15 protein-coding genes are annotated in these 19,116 nt (G+C 71.5%); 6 read left to right on the top strand and 9 right to left on the bottom strand.

The window, feature by feature from the left end:
- Window positions 1-28: 28 nt before the first annotated feature.
- The gene (locus PZB77_RS19575) at window positions 29-1,846 is read left to right on the top strand and encodes an LCP family protein (protein ID WP_275493903.1); all 1,818 of its coding nucleotides are present in this window, start codon (window positions 29-31) and stop codon (window positions 1,844-1,846) included.
- 67 nt (window positions 1,847-1,913) lie between these two features.
- Here PZB77_RS19575 and PZB77_RS19570 read toward each other — a convergent pair whose 3' ends face one another.
- Window positions 1,914-2,936, bottom strand: a complete 1,023-nt coding sequence (locus PZB77_RS19570) for a glycosyltransferase family 2 protein (RefSeq protein ID WP_275493902.1) — start codon at window positions 2,934-2,936, stop codon at window positions 1,914-1,916.
- A 318-nt stretch (window positions 2,937-3,254) separates the two neighbouring features.
- On the opposite strand from PZB77_RS19570, the gene PZB77_RS19565 reads away from it, so the two are divergent.
- Window positions 3,255-4,628, top strand: coding sequence for an LCP family protein (locus tag PZB77_RS19565; RefSeq protein ID WP_275496133.1), 1,374 nt, complete (start codon window positions 3,255-3,257; stop codon window positions 4,626-4,628).
- Between the two features lie 36 nt (window positions 4,629-4,664).
- Here PZB77_RS19565 and PZB77_RS19560 read toward each other — a convergent pair whose 3' ends face one another.
- Window positions 4,665-5,279: an acyl-CoA thioesterase gene (locus PZB77_RS19560; RefSeq protein WP_275493901.1), complete on the bottom strand. Its 615-nt coding sequence runs from the start codon at window positions 5,277-5,279 to the stop codon at window positions 4,665-4,667.
- A 117-nt stretch (window positions 5,280-5,396) separates the two neighbouring features.
- On the opposite strand from PZB77_RS19560, the gene PZB77_RS19555 reads away from it, so the two are divergent.
- Window positions 5,397-6,707 (top strand): LCP family protein, encoded by a 1,311-nt coding sequence (locus PZB77_RS19555; protein WP_275493900.1) that lies wholly within the window; start codon window positions 5,397-5,399, stop codon window positions 6,705-6,707.
- Between the two features lie 85 nt (window positions 6,708-6,792).
- Here PZB77_RS19555 and PZB77_RS19550 read toward each other — a convergent pair whose 3' ends face one another.
- Both PZB77_RS19550 and PZB77_RS19545 read right to left on the bottom strand, forming a co-directional pair.
- A complete protein-coding gene (locus tag PZB77_RS19550; RefSeq protein ID WP_275493899.1) occupies window positions 6,793-8,160 on the bottom strand; it encodes an SGNH/GDSL hydrolase family protein in 1,368 nt (455 codons plus the stop codon).
- A gap of 375 nt (window positions 8,161-8,535) precedes the next feature.
- On the bottom strand, window positions 8,536-9,693 hold the full coding sequence (locus PZB77_RS19545; RefSeq protein ID WP_275496132.1) for an acyl-CoA dehydrogenase: 1,158 nt from the start codon (window positions 9,691-9,693) through the stop codon (window positions 8,536-8,538).
- 229 nt (window positions 9,694-9,922) lie between these two features.
- On the opposite strand from PZB77_RS19545, the gene PZB77_RS19540 reads away from it, so the two are divergent.
- The gene (locus PZB77_RS19540) at window positions 9,923-11,266 is read left to right on the top strand and encodes a UDP-glucose/GDP-mannose dehydrogenase family protein (protein WP_275493898.1); all 1,344 of its coding nucleotides are present in this window, start codon (window positions 9,923-9,925) and stop codon (window positions 11,264-11,266) included.
- A gap of 112 nt (window positions 11,267-11,378) precedes the next feature.
- On the opposite strand, the gene PZB77_RS19535 is transcribed toward PZB77_RS19540, so the two are convergent.
- Genes PZB77_RS19535 through PZB77_RS19525 form a run of 3 tightly spaced genes read right to left on the bottom strand, consistent with a single transcriptional unit; the run spans window position 11,379 to window position 14,307 of the window.
- Complete coding sequence (locus PZB77_RS19535; protein WP_275493897.1) at window positions 11,379-12,611, bottom strand: dipeptidase; 1,233 nt, start codon at window positions 12,609-12,611, stop codon at window positions 11,379-11,381.
- Window positions 12,612-12,622: 11 nt separating this feature from the next.
- Complete coding sequence (gene purE, locus PZB77_RS19530; RefSeq protein WP_275493895.1) at window positions 12,623-13,159, bottom strand: 5-(carboxyamino)imidazole ribonucleotide mutase; 537 nt, start codon at window positions 13,157-13,159, stop codon at window positions 12,623-12,625.
- Window positions 13,156-14,307 (bottom strand): 5-(carboxyamino)imidazole ribonucleotide synthase, encoded by a 1,152-nt coding sequence (locus tag PZB77_RS19525; protein ID WP_275493894.1) that lies wholly within the window; start codon window positions 14,305-14,307, stop codon window positions 13,156-13,158. The genes purE and PZB77_RS19525 overlap by 4 nt, the downstream gene beginning before the upstream one ends.
- Window positions 14,308-14,446: 139 nt before the next feature.
- Here PZB77_RS19525 and PZB77_RS19520 point away from each other — a divergent pair, with 139 nt between their 5' ends.
- Complete coding sequence (locus PZB77_RS19520; RefSeq protein ID WP_275493893.1) at window positions 14,447-14,971, top strand: GtrA family protein; 525 nt, start codon at window positions 14,447-14,449, stop codon at window positions 14,969-14,971.
- Between the two features lie 83 nt (window positions 14,972-15,054).
- Here the strand turns inward: PZB77_RS19520 and PZB77_RS19515 are convergent, their stop codons facing one another.
- Together PZB77_RS19515 and PZB77_RS19510 are read right to left on the bottom strand one after the other, a co-directional pair.
- Window positions 15,055-16,320: an ATP-binding protein gene (locus PZB77_RS19515; protein WP_275493891.1), complete on the bottom strand. Its 1,266-nt coding sequence runs from the start codon at window positions 16,318-16,320 to the stop codon at window positions 15,055-15,057.
- Between the two features lie 80 nt (window positions 16,321-16,400).
- Entirely contained in the window at window positions 16,401-17,078 is a 678-nt protein-coding gene (locus tag PZB77_RS19510) for a response regulator transcription factor (RefSeq protein WP_275493890.1), read from the bottom strand.
- A 490-nt stretch (window positions 17,079-17,568) separates the two neighbouring features.
- On the opposite strand from PZB77_RS19510, the gene PZB77_RS19505 reads away from it, so the two are divergent.
- Window positions 17,569-19,056: an oligopeptide:H+ symporter gene (locus PZB77_RS19505; RefSeq protein ID WP_275493889.1), complete on the top strand. Its 1,488-nt coding sequence runs from the start codon at window positions 17,569-17,571 to the stop codon at window positions 19,054-19,056.
- Window positions 19,057-19,116 lie beyond the last annotated feature (60 nt).

Raw genomic sequence — 19,116 nt, 5'->3', positions numbered from 1 at the left:
CGAGGGTCTGAGCAGCAGGGGGGGTCCCGTGGGACGGAACAGTACGCCCGGGGAGGGGACGCGGCCACGCGCCCCGCGAGCCGGTCGACCGGCCGGGAACGACGGTCTCCACGCCGACGAGGAGGCACGGGGCGCACCGGAGCGCCCCGGGGGCGGCGAGGGCCGGGGAGACGCCTCGCCGGAGGACGGTTCGCCGGCGGACGGCTCGTCGGAGGACGACATACCGGGGGGTGGTTCGGCGACGGACGCGGACCCCGCGCCGGCCGGCGGGAAGGCCCGTCGGGGCAGGGGCGCCGCCGCGGCCCGTCCGTCCCGGCGCCTGCCCGAGAAGGCCGGACGGCGCGTGCTGCGGTGGACCGCCTCGGTGCTCGCCCTGCTGATACTCGCCACCGGCGCGGCCGGTTACTTCTACTACCAGCACCTGAACCACAACATCAGGAAAGAGGATCTGACCCTCGGCGACAGGGAGATGGTCGAGCACCGGGCCAACGCCGCCGGACAGACCCCGTTGAACATCCTGCTGATCGGTTCCGACGCCCGTGACAGCGCGGAGAACCAGAAGCTGGGCGGCGCGAAGGAGACCTTCAACTCCGCGCCGCTCGCGGACGTGCAGATGCTGCTCCACGTCTCGGCGGACCGCAGCAACATCTCGGTGGTCAGCATGCCGCGCGACACGATGCTGAAGATGCCCAAGTGCACGGACCCGGACACGGGCAAGGTCTACCCCGCCTCCACCGGCCTGGTCATGACCAACACGAGTCTGGGCCGCGGCGGCCCCGGCTGCACGGTCGCGGCCTGGTACGAGCTGACCGGCATCACCATCGACCACTTCATGATGATCGACTTCGCCGGGGTGGTGTCGATGGCCGACGCCGTCGGAGGCGTACCCGTCTGCGTCGACGCCAACATCTACTCGCACAACGGCGACGGTTCGGGCTCCGGCCTCAAGCTGAAGGAGGGCACCACCCCGATCATGGGCAAGCAGGCCCTCCAGTGGCTGCGTACGCGCTACGGCTTCAGGGACAACACCGACCTCGGCCGCGCGGAGGCCCAGCACCAGTACCTGAACTCGATGGTCCGTGAGCTCCGCAAGGGCACCAAGCTCACCGACCCGGGGAAGCTGATGGACCTCGCCGAGGCCGCGACCAACGCGCTCACGGTCGACAAGGGGCTCGACACGGTGAAGAAGCTGTACGACCTCGCGTCGGAGCTCAAGAAGGTCCCGACCGGGCGGATCACCATGACGACCATGCCGAACGTGTACGGCACGGGCTCGCTCGACGGCCGGGTGCTGCCGATGCCGGGCGACGCCGAGCAGGTCTTCCGGATGGTGCGCGACGACATCGCGCTCGACGGCAAGTCGTCCGGGCGCCCCGCCGCCTCAGCCTCCGCGTCTGCGGCGCCCACGGTCTCCGCCACGCCCACCGACCCGTCGGCGCCGGTCGACGAGATAGCCGTGTCGGTGCGCAACGCGACCGCGACCGACGAGGGGGGTCCGGTGGCCGGCCGCGCCGGTGAGGTGCGCGACCTGCTCGACGATGCGGGCTTCACCCGGGCGACGAAGGACTCCGACGACATCAGCCCGTCGGCGCGCACCAGCGTCCTCTACCCGAGCGCCGACCTGGAGGGCGACGCCCGTGCGGTCGCCAAGGCGCTCGGCATCCCGGTCTCGCTGGTGAAGAAGTCCACCGCTGTCACGGGGATCTCGCTGGCGGTGGGGGCGGACTGGCGCGAGGACGGCGGCTACCCCGCCGCCGGGGAGAACGACGAGACGCCCGAGTCGGCGAACGCCCTCAACGGCGAGCAGTCCGCCTGCATGCACGTGAACCCGGACTACACCTGGTAGCCGGGCGGGCAGACGTACGAGAAGGGCTCCACGACGGTGGAGCCCTTCTCGTCCGCGGACCGTGTTCTCAGACGGTCTGGCCGCTCAGCGACGGGCGGCGGCCGGCGATGACCCGCTTGGCCAGCGAGCGCGGGCTGGTGAGGAAGCCGTACCCCCATGACATGTGCATCGTGGCGAGGGCGACGGGGATCTGTGCGCGGGCCTTGAGCGGCAGTCCCTTGCCGGCGGGGAGCGATCCGGCCACGAGGGCCGCGGCGTAGGCGGCGGGGACGAGGAACGCCCAGGGGGTGACCGCCGCGCCGACGACGACGGCAGCCGCGAGAGCGACGACCGCGGTCGGCGGGGCGAGGTAGCGCAGGTTGATCGAGCCGGCGTGGTAGCGGGCGACGACGTGCCGCCAACGGCCGTAGTCCTTGTACTGCTTGGCGAGCGCGCGCACCGAGGGGCGGGGGCGGTACCGGACCTTCAGCTCGGGCGAGAACCAGATCAGCCCGCCGGCCTCGCGGATGCGGAAGTTCAGCTCCCAGTCCTGGGCGCGGATGAACTCGACGTTGTACCCCTCGGCCTTCTCCAGTGCCTCGCGGCGGAAGACGCCGAGGTACACCGTCTCGGCGGGGCCGGCCCGGCCGCCGGTGTGGAAGGCCGCGTTGCCGACGCCGATCCGCGAGGTCATCGCCGCGGCGACGGCCTCCTCCCAGGCGTTCTCGCCCTCGGCGTGCATGATGCCGCCGACGTTCTGCGCGCCGGTCTCCTCCAGGAGGCGGACGGCGGTGGCGATGTAGTCCGGGGAGAGCATGCCGTGCCCGTCGACCCGCACCACGATCGGGTGGTGGGAGGCCGCGATCGCCGCGTTGAGGGCGGCGGGGGTGCGGCCCGTGGGGTTGGGGACGGTGTGGACGCGGGAGTCCTCGCGCACCAGCTCGGCGGCGATCTCGTCGGTGCGGTCCGTGGACGGTCCGAGCGCGATCACCACCTCCATCTCACCGGCGTACTCCTGTTCCAGGATGTGCCGGACCGAGTTCCTCAGGTGCCGTTCCTCGTCGAGCACCGGCATGATCACTGAGACGGCGGGGTATTGCGCGGCAGACATGGGGTCCTCGGGGGGTCCTGGGAGGGCGCCGGCCTCCGGGTAGCACCACGGGAGGCGGCAGTTGTTCGAGAGGGTGGTGTGCGCCGCCACGTTACCGCTTACGGGGGACACCGGCGCGTCCGGACGGGTCGCGGGCCGGAACGGAGATCGTATGGACTTACCGTACGGACGGTCCCCCCACGCCTGGAGGTTCCGCCCGTGACCACGCCGCCCCGGCCGTCCCGTCCCCCGCACCCCCGGCGCCGTCCGGTGCCGCGGAGCGAAGCGGCGGGGACGCGGCACAGATCGCGGCGGCAGGACGAGCGGCCGCGCTGGGGGATGCGGGTGGCGACGGGGCTCTCGGTCCTCGTGCTGGGCGCGGGCGGCATCGGTCACGCGGTGGTCACGCGGCTGGAGACCGGGATCGACCGGGTGGACCCCTTCCGGGACATGAAGAACCGGCCGTCCGGAGGGCTGGGAACCAACGTGCTGCTCGTCGGCACGGACGGCCGCGACAGCATCACGGCGGCGGAGAAGAAGAAATACCGGCTCGGCGGCGCTCCCTGCCACTGCACCGACACCCTCATGCTGGTGCACCTGTCCGCCGACGCGCGGCGCGCGAGCGTGGTCAGCCTGCCGCGCGACAGCTACGCCGAGATCCCCGCGCACACCGACCGTACGACCGGCGAGCGGCACGCCGCGCACCCCGTGAAGCTGAACGCCGCCTACGCGGAGGGCGGTCCCACCCTCACCGTGCGCACCGTGGAGAAGCTGACCGGGATCAAGATCGATCACTACCTGGAGGCGGACTTCACCAGCTTCATGAAGACGGTGGACGAGCTCGGCGGGGTGGACATCTGCACGGTACGGCCGCTGAAGGACACCTACACCGGGCTGGACCTCCCGGCGGGCACCCACCGCCTCGGCGGCGGCGAGGCGCTCCAGTACGTGCGCTCCCGGCACATCGACGGCGCGGCCGACCTGGGGCGGATGGAGCGGCAGCAGAAGTTCGTCGCGGCGGTGATCGCACGGGCGACCGACAAGGGGGTGCTGCTCAACCCCGTGAAGTTCCAGCAGGTCGTCTCGGCGATGCTGGGGTCGGTCCGGGCCGACGAGGGGTTCGGTACGGAGCAGATGCTGGAGCTGGGCTCCGCGATGCGCGGGTTCAGCGCGGCCTCGTCGGAGTTCGCCTCCGTCCCCGTGGGCGATCCCAGCTTCCCGGTCAAGGGGGTCGGGTCGACGGTGAAGTGGGACGCCGCGCGGGCGCGGGAGCTGTTCCGGACGCTGCGCGAGGACAAGCCGCTGGCCACCCGCGAGCCGGCCGGCGCCGCAGCGCCCAAGGCGACGGTGGTGGACGTGGCGCCCCGGCAGATCCGGATCCAGGTCTACAACGGCACCCCGCGGGCGGGGCTGGGCACGCGGCTGGACGCCGCGCTGCGCGCCACCGGCTTCCGCACCACCGGGGCGCCGCTCAACGGCACGGACCGCGCCCTCGCCCGGACCCTGATCACCTACGACCCGCGCTGGGACCGCTCGGCGAGGTCGCTGGCGACGGCGCTGCCCGGCAGCGAACTGCGGGCGGTGGCCGGACAGGGCGCGACCCTGCGGGTGACGGTCGGCGCCGACTGGACGGCGGTGCGCCCGGTACGGGCCGAGACCGTGCCCCGGGGCGCCTTCCACGCGGTCACGGGCGACGACGTCGTCTGCCCGTGAGCCGGCCGGTGGTCCCTGCGGTTCGCGGCCCCGGTCTCAGCCCTCGTCGATGCCGTCGGCGGCGCGCTTCTCGCGGAGTTCCTTGATCGCGCGGCGCCGGGCGAGGCGGTGCGTACGGCGGATCTGGGCCTCCTGGTAACGCCGCTCGTCGCGCTCGGTGCCGGGGAGGACGGGCGGTACGGGCCGGGGGCGGCCGTCCGCGTCGACGGCGGCGAAGACGAGGTAGGCGCTGCCGACCTGCTGGGCGGGGGTCGACTCGTTCCACCGCTCGGCCATCACCCGCACCCCGACCTCCATCGAGGAGCGGCCCGTCCAGTTCACCTGGGCGCGTACGTGGACGAGGTCGCCGACCCGGACCGGCTCCAGGAAGACCATCTCGTCCATCGAGGCGGTCACGGCGGGGCCGCCGGAGTGCCGGCCGGCCACGGCACCGGCCGCGTCGTCGACGAGCTTCATGATCACGCCGCCGTGCACCGTGCCCAGGAGGTTGGTGTCGGAGCCGGTCATGATGTGGCTGAGGGTGGTGCGGGACGCCTCGGTCGGCTTGCCGGGGATGCCGGCGGCGCCGTCGCCGCCCTCGCGGGTGGTCCGGGAGCGGCTCTCGTCCTCGGGGCTCTCTTCGTCCTGGGGGCGATTGGCCTGTTCTGTCATGGCAACCACTGTATGCGGCCCTTGCGTGACCGAATTTGCATCAGCTTGGCAACAGCCCTGAACCGTTTTTTCTCACACCCTGTAATACCGGTACCCCGGCGCGGCAGACTGGTGCCCATGAGTGACAGGCCCGGATGGACCGACGACAGCGACCGCTACGGCCGGGGCAGTGCCGCCCCCGAGCCCGAGGGCGCGCGCTCCATGCGCCGTGTCGAGCGGCGCCCCGCCCCGCAGGTGCCGCCGCAGCCTCGGGGACGCCCGGGTCACGACGCCCCCGGGTACGACCCGTACGGCGCGGACGGCCACTCGGGTCAGGGCGGCCCCGGGTACGACAGCGGCTACAACACCGGCCAGGTCTACGGCACGCCCGGCGGCCCGGGACAGGGTTCCGGCCAGGGGGGCGGCCGCGGGGGCGACGGCGGATACGTCCAGGGCCGGCCCGCACCGGACTGGCGGCGCCGGATCAAGGTCGGCGCGCTGGCCCTGGTGGTCGTCGTGCTGGCGGTCAGCGTCTCCACGTACTTCTGGGCGGACTCCAAGCTCAAGCGGGAGGTCGACCTCTCGAAGGTGATCGACCGGCCCGACGCGGGTGAGGGCACCAACTACCTGATCGTCGGTTCCGACAGCCGTGAGGGCATGTCGTCCGAGGAGAAGAAGGCGCTGCACACCGGCTCCGCGGAGGGCAAGCGCACCGACTCGATGATGATCCTGCACAACGGGTCGAACGGGCCGACGCTGGTCTCGCTGCCGCGCGACTCGAACGTGGAGATCCCCTCGTTCAAGGGGTCCGAGTCGGGCAAGACGTACCAGGGCACCGGCCGCACCGTGAAGCTGAACGCCGCGTACGCCGAGGACGGCCCCGAACTGCTGGTGCGGACCGTCGAGTACAACACCGGGCTGCACATCGACCACTACGTCGAGATCGGCTTCGGCGGCTTCGCCAACATCGTGGACGCGATCGGCGGCGTCGAGATGGACATCCCGAAGGCCTTCAAGGACAAGAAGTCGGGGGCCGACTTCCAGGCGGGCAAGCAGACGCTCAACGGCGAGCAGTCCCTCGCCTTCGTGCGCACCCGCTACGCGTTCGCCGGCAGCGACCTGGACCGTACGAAGAACCAGCAGAAGTTCCTCGCGGCCCTGGCGAGCCAGACGGCGACCCCGTCCACGGTGCTCAACCCGTTCACGCTCTACCCGGTGCTGGGCGCGGGTCTGGACACCCTCGTCGTGGACAAGGACATGTCGCTCTGGTCGCTGGCCCGGATGTTCTTCGCGATGAAGGGCGTCACCGGCGGCGACGGCACGTCGATGAACATCCCGCTCTCCGGGCGGAGCACCAGCGGCGGCAACCTGATCTGGGACAAGGCGAAGGTCAAGGAGCTCGTGGAGCAGCTGAAGAACGACGACGAGGTGACGGTCACGGGCAGCTGAGCGCCCGCACCCCACGCACGACGAGCCGGGATCCCGAGCGGGGGTTCCGGCTCGCACGCGTGCACCGCGCCGGGGCGCGCACGGTTCAGTCGAAGCCGAAGCCCCGGGGCAGCGGCTCCCGGTGGAAGAGGCGGGCAGGGACGGCGGCGGCGAGCGCCGCGTAGCCCGCCGGGTTCAGGTGCAGGTGGTCGGCGTCGGAGTACGCGGGCAGGAGCTGACGGGGGTTCCGCGGGTCGCGGGCCGCCCGGTCAAAGTCCACCACGCCGTCTAACCGTCCGGCGGTCCGGATCCAGGCGTTGACCTTCTGCCGGGCCTGCTCGCGGTAGCCGTCCGGGTCGTCGTAGCCGGTGTTGCCGCCGAAGGGGGTCAGTGTCGCCCCGTAGACCCGGATGCCCTGGGCGTGCGCCCGGACGATGATCTGGTCGTAGGCGGCGACGAGGGCGTCGGCCGTCCGCCGCTGGGCGGCCTCGGTGGCGTCGGCCGTGCCGATGTCGTTGACGCCCTCGAAGACGAGTGCCCACTCCACCCCGCTCTGTGCCAGGACGTCGCGGTCCACCCGGGAGAGGGCGTTGGGGCCGAGGCCGTCGTCGAGCACGCGGTTGCCGCCGGCCGCCTGGTTGAGGATCGCGGTGGAGGCCGTGTCCGGCCGGGAGCGCAGCCGCTCCACCAGCTGGTCGGGCCAGCGGTTGTTCGCGTCGGTGGTGGAGCCCCGGCCGTCGGTCAGCGAGTCGCCCACGATGACGGCGGCGGCGGTGGTCTCCGGCGACCAGACCTCGACGCCGCTGAGGAAGTACCAGTGGGCGGTCGAGGCGGCACCGGGCAGGTCCTCGTCCCGCACGTGGTCTCCGGCGAGCAGGTACGAGGTGGTCCGGGAGCCCGGGTGCGAGGTGACGCTGTCCGACGCCTGCCCGTGTGCCAGGTAGACCGTCACCGTGAGGTTCGTCCCGGGCGGCACGTCGAAGTCCAGCGGGTCCGAGACGATCTGCGAGCCCACCGGGACGTCGGCCCGGGCGCTCCCTCCGAAGGTCACCGTCCGGGAGGTCCCCGGCCGGATCGCGCGGGCGCCGGCCCTGCCGTCGGCGGGCAGCGCCACCGACACCGAGGTGAGCGGAAGCGCGGCGCCGCCGAACGCGTTGGAGAACCGCAGCCGCACCTGTTTCCCGCCGACCGACACGTGGACGGTCTGCCGCAGGGTGGCGTCGTCGAGGACCTTGCCGTCCTGGGTGAAGGGGGCGGGCGGCATGTTGTTCGGCTCGGTCAGCTGCGGCATGGACGTCCAGGTGTTCACCCAGTGCGTCCCGGCCTGCCGCGCGTGCGCGGTCGTATCCCGCCCGCTCCCCGGGTCGCCTCCGCCCTCGGCGGCTCCGGCGGCCCCCACGGCCACCGCCGTCGCCAGGGTGGCGGTGAGCGCCACCGTCACCGCCAGACCGGCAGTCGAAAACTTTCGAGCCATGGACTCCGCCCCTTCTCCTCGCAGCGGCCCTCGGCACGCTGTGGCGGCGACGGTAGGCGGGTATTTTCCAGGGCGTCAAGGGATCTCACACGATCCGATACGGCGCATCGACTCACCGAAAGTTTCGCCGTGCCGACCCTCCCGAGGAGCGTTCCGGGCGGATCGTCGCGTAGCGGGCGGCAGGGGGCGGCCGCCCTCCGCGGGCATCGCGGAGGGCGGTCCGCCGGCGCCGTCGGCCCGTGCGAACGGCCCCCGGCGCGCGCTGGCGGATTCCGGGGGCCGTACGGGACCGCGCCGCCGGTCCGCGCGGTTCCGTGCGGAAGAAGCGGGCGACGGGTGAAGCGGGCGAGCGGGTGACGGGTGGGACTGGTCGGGCTACGGCAGGTTCCGCGCCATCACGATCCGCTGGACCTGGTTCGTGCCCTCGTAGATCTGGGTGATCTTGGCGTCGCGCATCATGCGCTCGACCGGGTAGTCACGGGTGTAGCCGTAACCGCCGAGGAGCTGGACCGCGTCGGTGGTGACCTCCATGGCGACGTCGGAGGCGAAGCACTTGGCCGCGGCGCCGAAGAAGGTCAGGTCGCTGTCGAGGCGCTCCGACTTGGCGGCGGCGCTGTAGGTGAGCTGGCGGGCGGCCTCCAGCTTCATCGCCATGTCGGCGAGCATGAACTGGATGCCCTGGAAGTCGGCGATGGGCTTGCCGAACTGCTTGCGCTCCTGGACGTACCCCTTGGCGTAGTCCAGGGCGCCCTGGGCGATGCCGAGCGCCTGGGCCGCGATGGTGATGCGGGTGTGGTCCAGGGTCTTCATGGCGGTGGCGAAGCCGGTGCCCTCGTCGCCGATCATGCGGTCGGCGGGGATGCGCACGTTGTCGAAGTAGATCTCGCGGGTCGGGGAGCCCTTGATGCCGAGCTTCTTCTCCGGTGCGCCGAAGGAGACGCCCTCGTCGGACTTCTCGACGACGAACGCCGAGATGCCCTTGGAGCGCTTGGCCGGGTCGGTGACGGCCATCACCGTGTAGTACTCGGAGACCCCGGCGTTGGTGATCCAGCGCTTCACGCCGTTGAGGACCCAGAAGTCGCCGTCGCGCACGGCCTTGGTCTTCATGCCGGCCGCGTCGGAGCCCGCGTCCGGCTCGGAAAGGGCGTACGAGAACATCGCGTCGCCCTTGGCGAGCGGGCCCAGGTACTTCTTCTTCAGGGCCTCGGAGCCGGAGAGGATGACCGGGAGGGAACCGAGCTTGTTGACGGCCGGAATGAGGGAGGAGGACGCGCAGGCGCGGGCCACCTCCTCGATCACGATGACCGTGGCGAGGGCGTCGGCGCCCGCGCCGCCGTACTCCTCGGGCACGTGGACCGCGTGCAGGTCGGCGGCGACCAGGGCGTCCAGCGCCTCCTGGGGGAAGCGGCCCTCCTCGTCCACCGCCGCCGCGAAGGGCGCGATCTTCGCCTCGGCGAGCGACCGGATCGTCTCGCGGAGCATGTCGTGCTCCTCGGCCGGACGGTAAAGGTCGAAATCGGTCGAACCCGCCAAGACGCTCACTCCCCAAGGATGCTAACTACCGTTCAGTAACCCAATTTTAGTCCCGGCCGCGCGCGATGTCCTACGTGAGGGACGCGTGAGCTTGACGACAGCCCGCGGGGGAAGGACACCGCCCCGGCCCGAACCGGTCGCAAGCGGCACGCACCGGGCGGAAATGGCGGCCCGGAGGCCCCGACTATGCTCGGCGAGGCACGTCCGTCCGTTTCATCCAGGAGCACCCATGGCCCTCAGGATCACTGTGATCGGCACCGGCTATCTCGGCGCCACCCATGCCGCGGCCATGGCGGAGCTGGGCTTCGAAGTCCTCGGGCTCGACGTGGTGCCGGAGAAGATCGAGCTGCTGTCGGCGGGCCGGGTGCCGATGTACGAACCCGGCCTGGAGGAGATCCTCCAGAAGCACGTGGCGGGCATCGAGGGCTCCACCGGACGGTTGCGGTTCACCACCTCGTGGGAGGAGGTCGGCGCCTTCGGCGACGTCCACTTCGTCTGCGTGAACACCCCGCAGAAGCACGGTGAGTACGCCTGCGACATGAGCTACGTGGACAGCGCCTTCGACTCGCTGGCCCCGCACCTGACCCGTCCGGCGCTGGTCGTCGGCAAGTCCACCGTGCCGGTCGGCTCGGCGGACCGGCTGGCGCGGCGGCTGGCCGAGCTGGCCCCGGCGGGCGCCGGCGCGGAGCTGGCGTGGAACCCGGAGTTCCTCCGCGAGGGCTTCGCCGTGAAGGACACCCTGCACCCGGACCGGATCGTTGTGGGCGTGCGGAGCGAGCGGTCCGAGAAGCTGCTGCGCGAGGTGTACGCCGTACCGGTCGCGGAGGGCTCCCCCTTCGTCGTCACCGACTTCCCCACCGCCGAGCTGGTGAAGACCTCGGCCAACTCCTTCCTCGCCACCAAGATCTCCTTCATCAACGCGATGGCCGAGGTCTGCGAGGCGGCCGACGGCGACGTGGTGAAACTGGCGGAGGCGATCGGGCACGACGAGCGGATCGGCTCGAAGTTCCTGCGGGCCGGCATCGGCTTCGGCGGTGGTTGCCTGCCCAAGGACATCCGGGCGTTCATGGCGCGCGCCGGGGAGCTGGGCGCCGACCAGGCGCTGACGTTCCTGCGCGAGGTGGACTCGATCAACATGCGCCGCCGGGGCCACATGGTGGAGTTGGCCCGGGAGGCCGTGGGCGGCAGCTCGTTCCTGGGCACCCGGGTGGCGGTGCTGGGCGCGACCTTCAAGCCGGACTCGGACGACGTGCGCGACTCCCCCGCGCTGAACGTCGCCGGCCAGATCCACCTGCAGGGCGGCCAGGTCACCGTCTTCGACCCGAAGGGCATGGAGAACGCCCGCCGCCTCTTCCCGACCCTCGGGTACGCGGAGAGCGCGCTGGACGCGGTGCGCGGTGCGGACGTGGTGCTGCACCTGACGGAGTGGCGGGAGTTCCGTGAGCTCGACCCGGCGGCGCTGGGCGAGGTCGCCGCGCGCCGCACCGTGCTCGACGGGCGCAACGCGCTGGACAGCGCGGTGTGGCGGGCGGCCGGCTGGACGTTCCGGGCGATGGGCCGCCCGACCGCCTGACGGATCCCCGTCCCGGCCGGCGGACCGCGGCCCGCGTACGCGGGGAGGCCGCACCCGGTGTTCCGGTGCGGCCTCCCGGCGTCCGTACGGACGGTGCCGGCCGGACCGGGGGTCAGACCCGGGCCGTGCCGTCCATCTCCTCGATGGTGGCGTGGGACGGACTCCGGCGGAACTGGAGGTCCCGGGCCACGGCCTCGGCGTCGCGCAGCACGCGCACCGCGTTCTGCCAGGTGAGCTTGGCGAGGTCGGCCTCGGACCAGTTGCGGCGCAGCAGTTCCGCGATCAGGTTCGGGTAGCCGGAGACGTCCTCCAGACCCTGCGGGAGGAACGGAGTGCCGTCGTAGTCGCCGCCGACGCCGATGTGGTCGACCCCGGCCACCTCGCGCATGTGGTCGAGGTGGTCCGCGACGGTCGCGACGGTGGCGACGGGTCGCGGGTTCGCCTCCTCGAAGTCCTCGTGGATGCGCATGGCCTGCGGGCTGGTGTCGAGGTGGTGCAGGCCGTGCTCGCGCATGTTCCGGTCGGCGGCCTGGGTCCACTCGACGGCGGCCTGCAGCACGAACTTGGGTACGAAGGTGGCCATCGCGACCCCGCCGTTGTCCCGGAGCGACAGGAGCACGTCGTCGGGGACGTTGCGCGGGTGGTCGCAGACGGCCCGGGCCGAGGAGTGCGAGAAGACGACGGGCGCCTCGCTGGTGGCGATGGCGTCGCGCATGGTGCCGGCCGCCACGTGCGAGAGGTCGACGAGCATGCCGCAGCGGTTCATCTCGCGGACGACCTCGCGGCCGAACCCGGAGAGGCCGCCGAGGCGCGCGACGTCGGTCGCGGAGTCCGCCCAGGCGAGGTTGTCGTTGTGGGTCAGCGTCATGTAGCGGACGCCGAGGGTGTGCAGGGCGCGGAGGGTGGCCAGCGAGTTGTTGATCGAGTGACCGCCCTCGGCGCCCATCAGGGAGGCGATGCGCCCTTCGGTGCGGGCCGCCTCCATGTCGTCGGCGGTCAGCGCCCGGCGCAGGTGCGCGGGGTAGCGCGTCTGCATCTCACCGACGATGTCGATCTGTTCGAGGGTGGCGCTGACGGCCGCGTCGCCGCTGAGGTCGGAGCGCACGTACACCGACCAGAACTGCGCGCCGACCCCGCCGGCGCGGAGCCGGGGCAGGTCGGTGTGGAGGAGGCCGGTCTGGTCCTGGGCGAGGTCCCGGTCGTTCAGGTCGTAGCCCACCTGCTCGCGCAGGGCCCACGGAAGGTCGTTGTGGCCGTCCACGACGGGGTGGACGGCGAGGAGGTCCCGGGCCCGCCGCAGGTGGTCCGCGTGGGCTGCGTGGTCTGCGGTATCCGTCTGCTTCATGGGCGGGGAGCCTACTTCCCGAAACCGAAGGAGTCGGCGCCCTCGACCTTGGCCCGGAGCCGCCGGCCCTTCTCGGTGGCCTGTTCGTTCAGCTCGCCGAGGAAGGCCGTCATCCGGTCGCGGAGCGCCTCGTCGCCGGTGGCGAGGATGCGGGCGGCGAGGAGTCCGGCGTTGCGGGCGCCGCCGACGGAGACGGTGGCGACGGGCACTCCGGCGGGCATCTGCACGATGGAGAGCAGGCTGTCCATGCCGTCGAGGTACTTCAGCGGTACGGGGACGCCGATGACGGGCAGCGGGGTGACGGAGGCCAGCATGCCGGGCAGGTGGGCGGCGCCGCCCGCGCCGGCGATGATCACTTCGAGGCCGCGGCCGGCCGCCTGCTCGCCGTACGCGATCATCTCGCGGGGCATGCGGTGGGCGGAGACGACGTCGACCTCGTGGGGGATGCCGAACTCGTCGAGCGCCTGGGCCGCGGCCTCCATGACGGGCCAGTCGGAGTCCGATCCCATGACGATGCCGACTACGGGCGCGGTGCGCGGGTCTGTCATTCGGTGATCGTCCCTCGGAGGTAGTCGGCCGCGTGGCGGGCGCGCTCCCGCACGTCCGCCAGATCGTCGCCGTAGGTGTTGACGTGTCCGACCTTGCGGCCGGGCTTCACGTCCTTGCCGTACATGTGGATCTTGAGCTGCGGGTCCCGGGCCATGCAGTGCAGGTAGCCCTGGTACATGTCCGGGTAGTCGCCGCCCAGGACGTTGCACATGACCGTCCAGGGGGCGCGGGGGCGCGGGTCGCCGAGCGGCAGGTCGAGCACGGCGCGGACGTGGTTGGCGAACTGCGAGGTCATCGCGCCGTCCTGGGTCCAGTGCCCGGAGTTGTGCGGGCGCATGGCCAGTTCGTTGACGAGGATGCCGGGGGTCCCGTCGGCGTCGCGGGTCTCGAAGAGCTCGACGGCGAGGTGGCCGACGACACCGAGCTCGGCGGCGATCCGCAGCGCGAGCCGCTGGGCTTCGCCGGCCAGCTTCTCGTCGAGGTCCGGGGCCGGGGCGATGACGGTGTCGCAGACCCCGTCGACCTGGACCGACTCGACCACGGGGTAGGCGACGGCCTGGCCGTGCGGGGAACGGACGATGTTCGCCGCCAGCTCCCTTACGAAGTCGACCTTCTCCTCCGCGAGGACCGGGACGCCGGCGCGGAACGGCTCGGCGGCGTCGGCCTCGGAGCGGACCACCCAGACGCCCTTGCCGTCGTAGCCGCCGCGGACCGTCTTGAGGATCACCGGGTAGCCGTCGCCCTCGTCCGCGAAGGCGGTGACGTCGGCGGGGCCGGTGACGAGGCGGTGGCGGGGGCAGGGCACGCCGAGTTCGGTGAGCCGGGCCCGCATCACGCCCTTGTCCTGCGCGTGGCGCAGGGCGTCGGGACCGGGGCGTACGGCGATGCCGTCCGCTTCCAGGGCCCGCAGGTGCTCGGTGGGCACGTGTTCGTGGTCGAACGTGATCACGTCGCAGCCGCGCGCGAACGCGCGCAGGGTCTCGAGGTCACGGTAATCACCGACGACGACCTCGTTCACCACCTGGGCGGCCGAGTCCTGGGGAGTGTCACTGAGCAGCTTGAATGTCAGGCCGAGGGGGATACCCGCCTCGTGGGTCATGCGGGCGAGCTGACCGCCGCCGACCATGCCGACTACCGGAAACGTCACCCGTCCAGGGTATCCGGCGTCCCGGGGCCCCTCGACGCTGGTCCGAAAGGGGGTCCTGGGCTCTTCTGGGCGTCACACGGTCGGGCTGGTTAGCATGAGCGGGTTGACGATGCCGACCGGACGGGGCTGAACGATCACCATGAGCGAACGGGGCGCACTGCGAACCCGGCTTGATCGGCTGGCCCGCGAGGTCGCCAAGTTCGGCGTGGTGGGCGCGCTCGGACTGGTGGTCAACATCGCCGTCTCCAACCTGATCTGGCGCACCACGGACATCCCCACGGTGCGGGCCGGCCTGATGGCCACCTGCGTGGCCATCCTCTTCAACTACGTCGGGTTCCGTCACTGGACCTACCGGGACCGGGACAAGACCGGCCGGACCCGGGAGCTGACGCTCTTCCTGCTGTTCAGCGCGGTCGGTGCGGTGATCGAGACGGGCGTGCTGTACGCGGCGACGTACGGCTTCGGCTGGGACACCCCGGTCCAGAGCAACGTCGCCAAGGTCGTGGGCATCGGGATCGCCACGCTCTTCCGTTTCTGGTCCTACCGCAGCTGGGTGTTCAAGGCCCTCCCCGCCCCCGAGGAGGAGGCGGTGGTGGTCGCCGAGAGGTTTCTGGAACCGCGGCGGCCCTCGGACCCGGTGACGCCGGACACCGTGCGGAACTGATCCCGCGAGTCCCGCTCGTACCCGGTCCGGCTCGCAGCGCTCCGGCTTCCCGCTCGTACCCGCTTCTCCGCCCGGTCCCGCTCTCAGCGGACCGGGCGTTCCTGTTCCCGCGGGGTGCGGGCGAGGCTGCCGAGGAAGAGGGCGAAGACGGGCGGCTGCTGCTGGAGCAGTTCGAGCCGTCCGCCGTCGGCCTCCGCGAGGTCGCGGGCGACCGCGAGACCGATGCCGGTGGAGTTGCGCCCGCTGATGGAGCGTTCGAAGATCCGCGCCCCGAGGTCGGCGGGGACGCCCGCGCCCTCGTCGGTGACCTCGACGACGATCTGGTTGCCGGTGACACGGGTGCGCAGGGCGACCGTGCCGCCGCCGTGCATCAGCGCGTTCTCGATGAGAGCGGCGAGCACCTGGGCGACGGCCCCGGGGGTGCCGACGGCCCGCAGTCCGTGTCTGCCGGAGCGGACGACCGCGCGGCCCTCACCGCGGTAGGCGGGACGCCACTCCTCGATCTGCTGCTTGATGACCTCGTCGAGGTCGAAGACGACGGCGGAGCCGGTGCGCGGGTCCCGGGCGTTGGTCAGCAGCCGCTGCACGACGTCGGTGAGGCGCTCGACCTGGGTGAGGGCGATGTTCGCCTCCTCCTTCACGATCTCCGGGTCGTCGGTGACGGAGATCTCCTCGATGCGCATGGAGAGCGCGGTGAGCGGGGTCCGCAGCTGGTGGGAGGCGTCGGCGGCGAGCCGCCGCTCGGCCGTCAGCATCCGGGCGATGCGCTCGGCGGAGGCGTCGAGCACGTCGGCGACCCGGTCCAGCTCGGCCACCCCGTACCGCTTGTGGCGAGGGCGCGGGTCGCCGGAGCCGAGGCGTTCGGCGGTCTCCGCGAGGTCGGTGAGCGGGGAGGTGAGCCGGTTGGCCTGGCGGACGGCGAGGAGGACCGCCGAGATGATCGCGAGGAGGGCCACCGCACCGATGATCAGCAGGGTGCGGCCGACCTCGCGGGTGACCGCGGAGCGGGCCTCCTCGACGGTGACCCGCTCGCCCTCCTCGCCGTCGACGACGGCGGTGATGGCGTTGCCGCCGGGGCGGGTGCCGACCTCGATGGGCGCGCGGCCGGGGAGTTCGACCCGGGCGTAGCGGTCGCCGACGACCTGTTCGTCGAGGACGGCGGCGGTGATCCGCTCCTCGCCCAGCAGCCGGCTCTCTACGACACTGATCAGCCGCAGCGCCTCGGAGTCCACGCTCTCCTGGGCGCTGTTGCTGATGGTCCGGGTCTCCACGAGGACCAGGGAGATGCCGAAGACGGCGATCACCACGAGCACCACGGCGAGCGTGGAGTTGATCAGTCGGCGGCGCATGCTGTGGTTCTGCCCGTCAGCTCTGTCCGGGTGTCCCGGGGTCGGTCACCTCTCGCCGGCTCGGTGTGCCGGCGGGGCCGTCAGCTCTTCTCGAAGCGGAATCCGACGCCTCGCACGGTCGCGATGTAGCGGGGGTTCGCCGCGTCGTCGCCGAGCTTCTTGCGGAGCCAGGAGATGTGCATGTCGAGGGTCTTCGTCGACGACCACCAGGTGGTGTCCCAGACCTCGCGCATCAGCTGGTCGCGGGTGACGACCCGGCCGGCGTCCCGGACCAGCACCCGGAGCAGGTCGAACTCCTTGGCGGTGAGCTGGAGTTCCTCGTCGCCCATCCAGGCGCGGTGCGACTCGACGTCGATGCGTACGCCGTGGGTGGCGGGCTGCGGGGCCGCCTCGGCGGCGCCGCGCCGCAGCAGGGCGCGGACCCGGGCGAGGAGTTCGGCGAGCCGGAAGGGCTTGGTGACGTAGTCGTCGGCGCCGGCGTCGAGACCGACCACCGTGTCGACCTCGTCGGCGCGGGCGGTCAGCACCAGGATCGGCACGGCGTGGCCGTCGGCGCGCAGTCGGCGGGCGACTTCGAGGCCGTCCATGCCGGGCAGTCCCAGGTCGAGGACGACCAGGTCCACGCCGCCCTGGAGTCCGGCGTCGAGCGCGGTCGGGCCGTCCTGGCGGACCTCGACCTCGTAACCCTCCCGACGCAGGGCGCGGGCCAGGGGCTCCGAGATGGACGCGTCGTCCTCGGCGAGCAGTACACGGGTCATGGAGTGATGGTAGTCCGCGGGGGAAGCCCTCCGTGAGGCCCGCGAAGGAGCCTTCGAGTGGGGTGCATATCCTTGCCAAGACCTTCGAATGATCGACTACGGTTCCAGTTTCACCTGTGATCGATGTCTCATACTCTTCCATATGGTGCAAGGTCGTGTCGTATGGTGTTGCGACGCCTGTTGCACTAATGAGGACCTTTGGGCAGCGTTTCGCGCCAAAGGTCCCTTTCATGTGCGGACTGGTCCCCGCCAGTCTTGTAAACGAGTGAATGACCTGTGGGCCGGGCCCGGAGCGCGAGGACGCGCACCGGGTGTGGATCCCGACGCGGTCGGTCCCCCGTGTCCGTACCTCCCGCACGGGGAGGCCGGAAGGCGGAGTGAGCCCCTTTCAGGCGAGGGGCAGGGCCATGAGCGCGCCGGTGCCGGCCACCCCCCACCGGGCGTGTCCGCCTTCGCGGCGAAGGCACGTCCCCATCAGCAAGGATCGACCATGGCGTCCAGCCTGACGAAGGAAACCGCCGGCCAGACCGGCGGGGCGACCTTCTTCGGCCACCCCCGCGGCCTGGCCACGCTCTTCATGACCGAGATGTGGGAGCGCTTCTCCTACTACGGCATGAGGGCCCTGCTCCCCCTGTACCTGATCGCTCCCAACGGGCTCCACATGAACCCGGCCACGGCGACGGCGATCTACTCGGTCTACCTGTCGCTCGTCTACCTGCTCGCCATGCCCGGCGGCTGGTTCGGCGACCGAATATGGGGCCCGCGCAAGACCGTGGCCGTCGCCGGCGCGGTGATCATGGTCGGTCACCTCGTCCTGGCGCTGCCCTCCGAGGGGACGTTCTTCGTCGGCCTCGGTCTCGTGGCCATCGGTTCCGGTCTGCTGAAGTCCAACATCTCGACGATGGTCGGCCACCTCTACGACGGCCCGGACGACCCGCGCCGCGACGGTGGCTTCACCATCTTCTACATGGGCATCAACCTCGGTGGCTTCGCGGCCCCGCTGGTGATCGGCACCGTCGGCGAGAACGTCAACTGGCACCTCGGCTTCGCCCTGGCCGCCCTCGGCATGGCGCTCGGTGTCGCCCAGTTCATGCTCGGCAGCCGCCACCTGGACGCGCGCAGCTTCGAGACCCCCAAGCCGCTCTCGGCCACCGAGCGCGCCTCCACCCTGCGCAAGTCGATGATCTGGCTCGCCGTCGCCGCCGTCTTCTACGTCATCACGGTCGCCACCGGCGTCTACACGCTGAACTGGCTGCTGGTGCCGATCACGGTGGCCGGCCTGGTCATCCCGGTGATGGTCCTGACCCGCATCAAGCGCGACAAGGACCTGAGCGCCACCGAGCAGTCGAAGGTCTCCGGGTACATCTGGTTCTTCGTCGCCGCCGCGCTCTTCTGGATGATCTACGACCAGGGCGGCTCGACGATGGCGATCTTCGCCGAGTCGTCGGCGAAGAACACGGTGTTCGGCTGGGACTTCCCGGTCTCCTGGTACCAGTCGGTCAACCCGGTCCTGATCATGGCCCTGGCGCCGGTCTTCGCCGCCTTCTGGATGGCGCTGAACCGCCGCGGCAAGGAGCCCAGCACGATCGTGAAGTTCAGCTCCGGCCTGGTGCTGGTCGGTGCGTCGTTCTTCCTCTTCCTGGCGCCGCTGACCATCGCCACCGACGGCCACCAGGCCGCGGCGATGTGGCTGGTCGCGATCTACTTCGTGCAGACCGTCGGTGAGCTGACGCTCTCCCCGGTCGGCCTCTCGGTCACCACGAAGATGGCTCCGGCCAAGTACGCCAGTCAGATGATGGGCGTCTGGTTCCTCGCGGTCACCGCGGGCGACTGCACCACCAGCCTGCTCTCCATCGCGGGCGTGGACCTGAACGGCACCGGGATCGTCACCCTGCAGGCCGCCCTCGCGGTCCTCGCGGGCGCCGCGGTCTTCGTGTACCGCGGCAAGGTGAAGAAGCTCATGGGCGACGTGCGCTGACACGACGGATCCCTGAACCACGACAGGAGGGCCGCCGCACCGAGTGCTCGGTGCGGCGGC

The sequence above is a fragment of the Streptomyces sp. AM 2-1-1 genome, assembly GCF_029167645.1.
Classification (GTDB): Bacteria; Actinomycetota; Actinomycetes; order Streptomycetales; family Streptomycetaceae; genus Streptomyces.
Note: the sequence above shows the minus strand (reverse complement) of the source record. Positions and strands in the feature narration are given on the sequence as shown.

Excerpts from the sequence above, each read along its gene's own strand:
- PZB77_RS19570 (WP_275493902.1), bottom strand. The coding sequence starts at position 2,936 with ATGTCTGCCGCGCAATACCCCGCCGTCTCAGTGATCATGCCGGTGCTC.
- PZB77_RS19565 (WP_275496133.1), top strand. The coding sequence starts at position 3,255 with ATGCGGGTGGCGACGGGGCTCTCGGTCCTCGTGCTGGGCGCGGGCGGC.
- PZB77_RS19560 (WP_275493901.1), bottom strand. The coding sequence starts at position 5,279 with ATGACAGAACAGGCCAATCGCCCCCAGGACGAAGAGAGCCCCGAGGAC.
- PZB77_RS19555 (WP_275493900.1), top strand. The coding sequence starts at position 5,397 with ATGAGTGACAGGCCCGGATGGACCGACGACAGCGACCGCTACGGCCGG.
- PZB77_RS19550 (WP_275493899.1), bottom strand. The coding sequence starts at position 8,160 with ATGGCTCGAAAGTTTTCGACTGCCGGTCTGGCGGTGACGGTGGCGCTC.
- PZB77_RS19540 (WP_275493898.1), top strand. The coding sequence starts at position 9,923 with ATGGCCCTCAGGATCACTGTGATCGGCACCGGCTATCTCGGCGCCACC.
- PZB77_RS19535 (WP_275493897.1), bottom strand. The coding sequence starts at position 12,611 with ATGAAGCAGACGGATACCGCAGACCACGCAGCCCACGCGGACCACCTG.
- purE (WP_275493895.1), bottom strand. The coding sequence starts at position 13,159 with ATGACAGACCCGCGCACCGCGCCCGTAGTCGGCATCGTCATGGGATCG.
- PZB77_RS19520 (WP_275493893.1), top strand. The coding sequence starts at position 14,447 with ATGAGCGAACGGGGCGCACTGCGAACCCGGCTTGATCGGCTGGCCCGC.
- PZB77_RS19515 (WP_275493891.1), bottom strand. The coding sequence starts at position 16,320 with ATGCGCCGCCGACTGATCAACTCCACGCTCGCCGTGGTGCTCGTGGTG.
- PZB77_RS19510 (WP_275493890.1), bottom strand. The coding sequence starts at position 17,078 with ATGACCCGTGTACTGCTCGCCGAGGACGACGCGTCCATCTCGGAGCCC.
- PZB77_RS19505 (WP_275493889.1), top strand. The coding sequence starts at position 17,569 with ATGGCGTCCAGCCTGACGAAGGAAACCGCCGGCCAGACCGGCGGGGCG.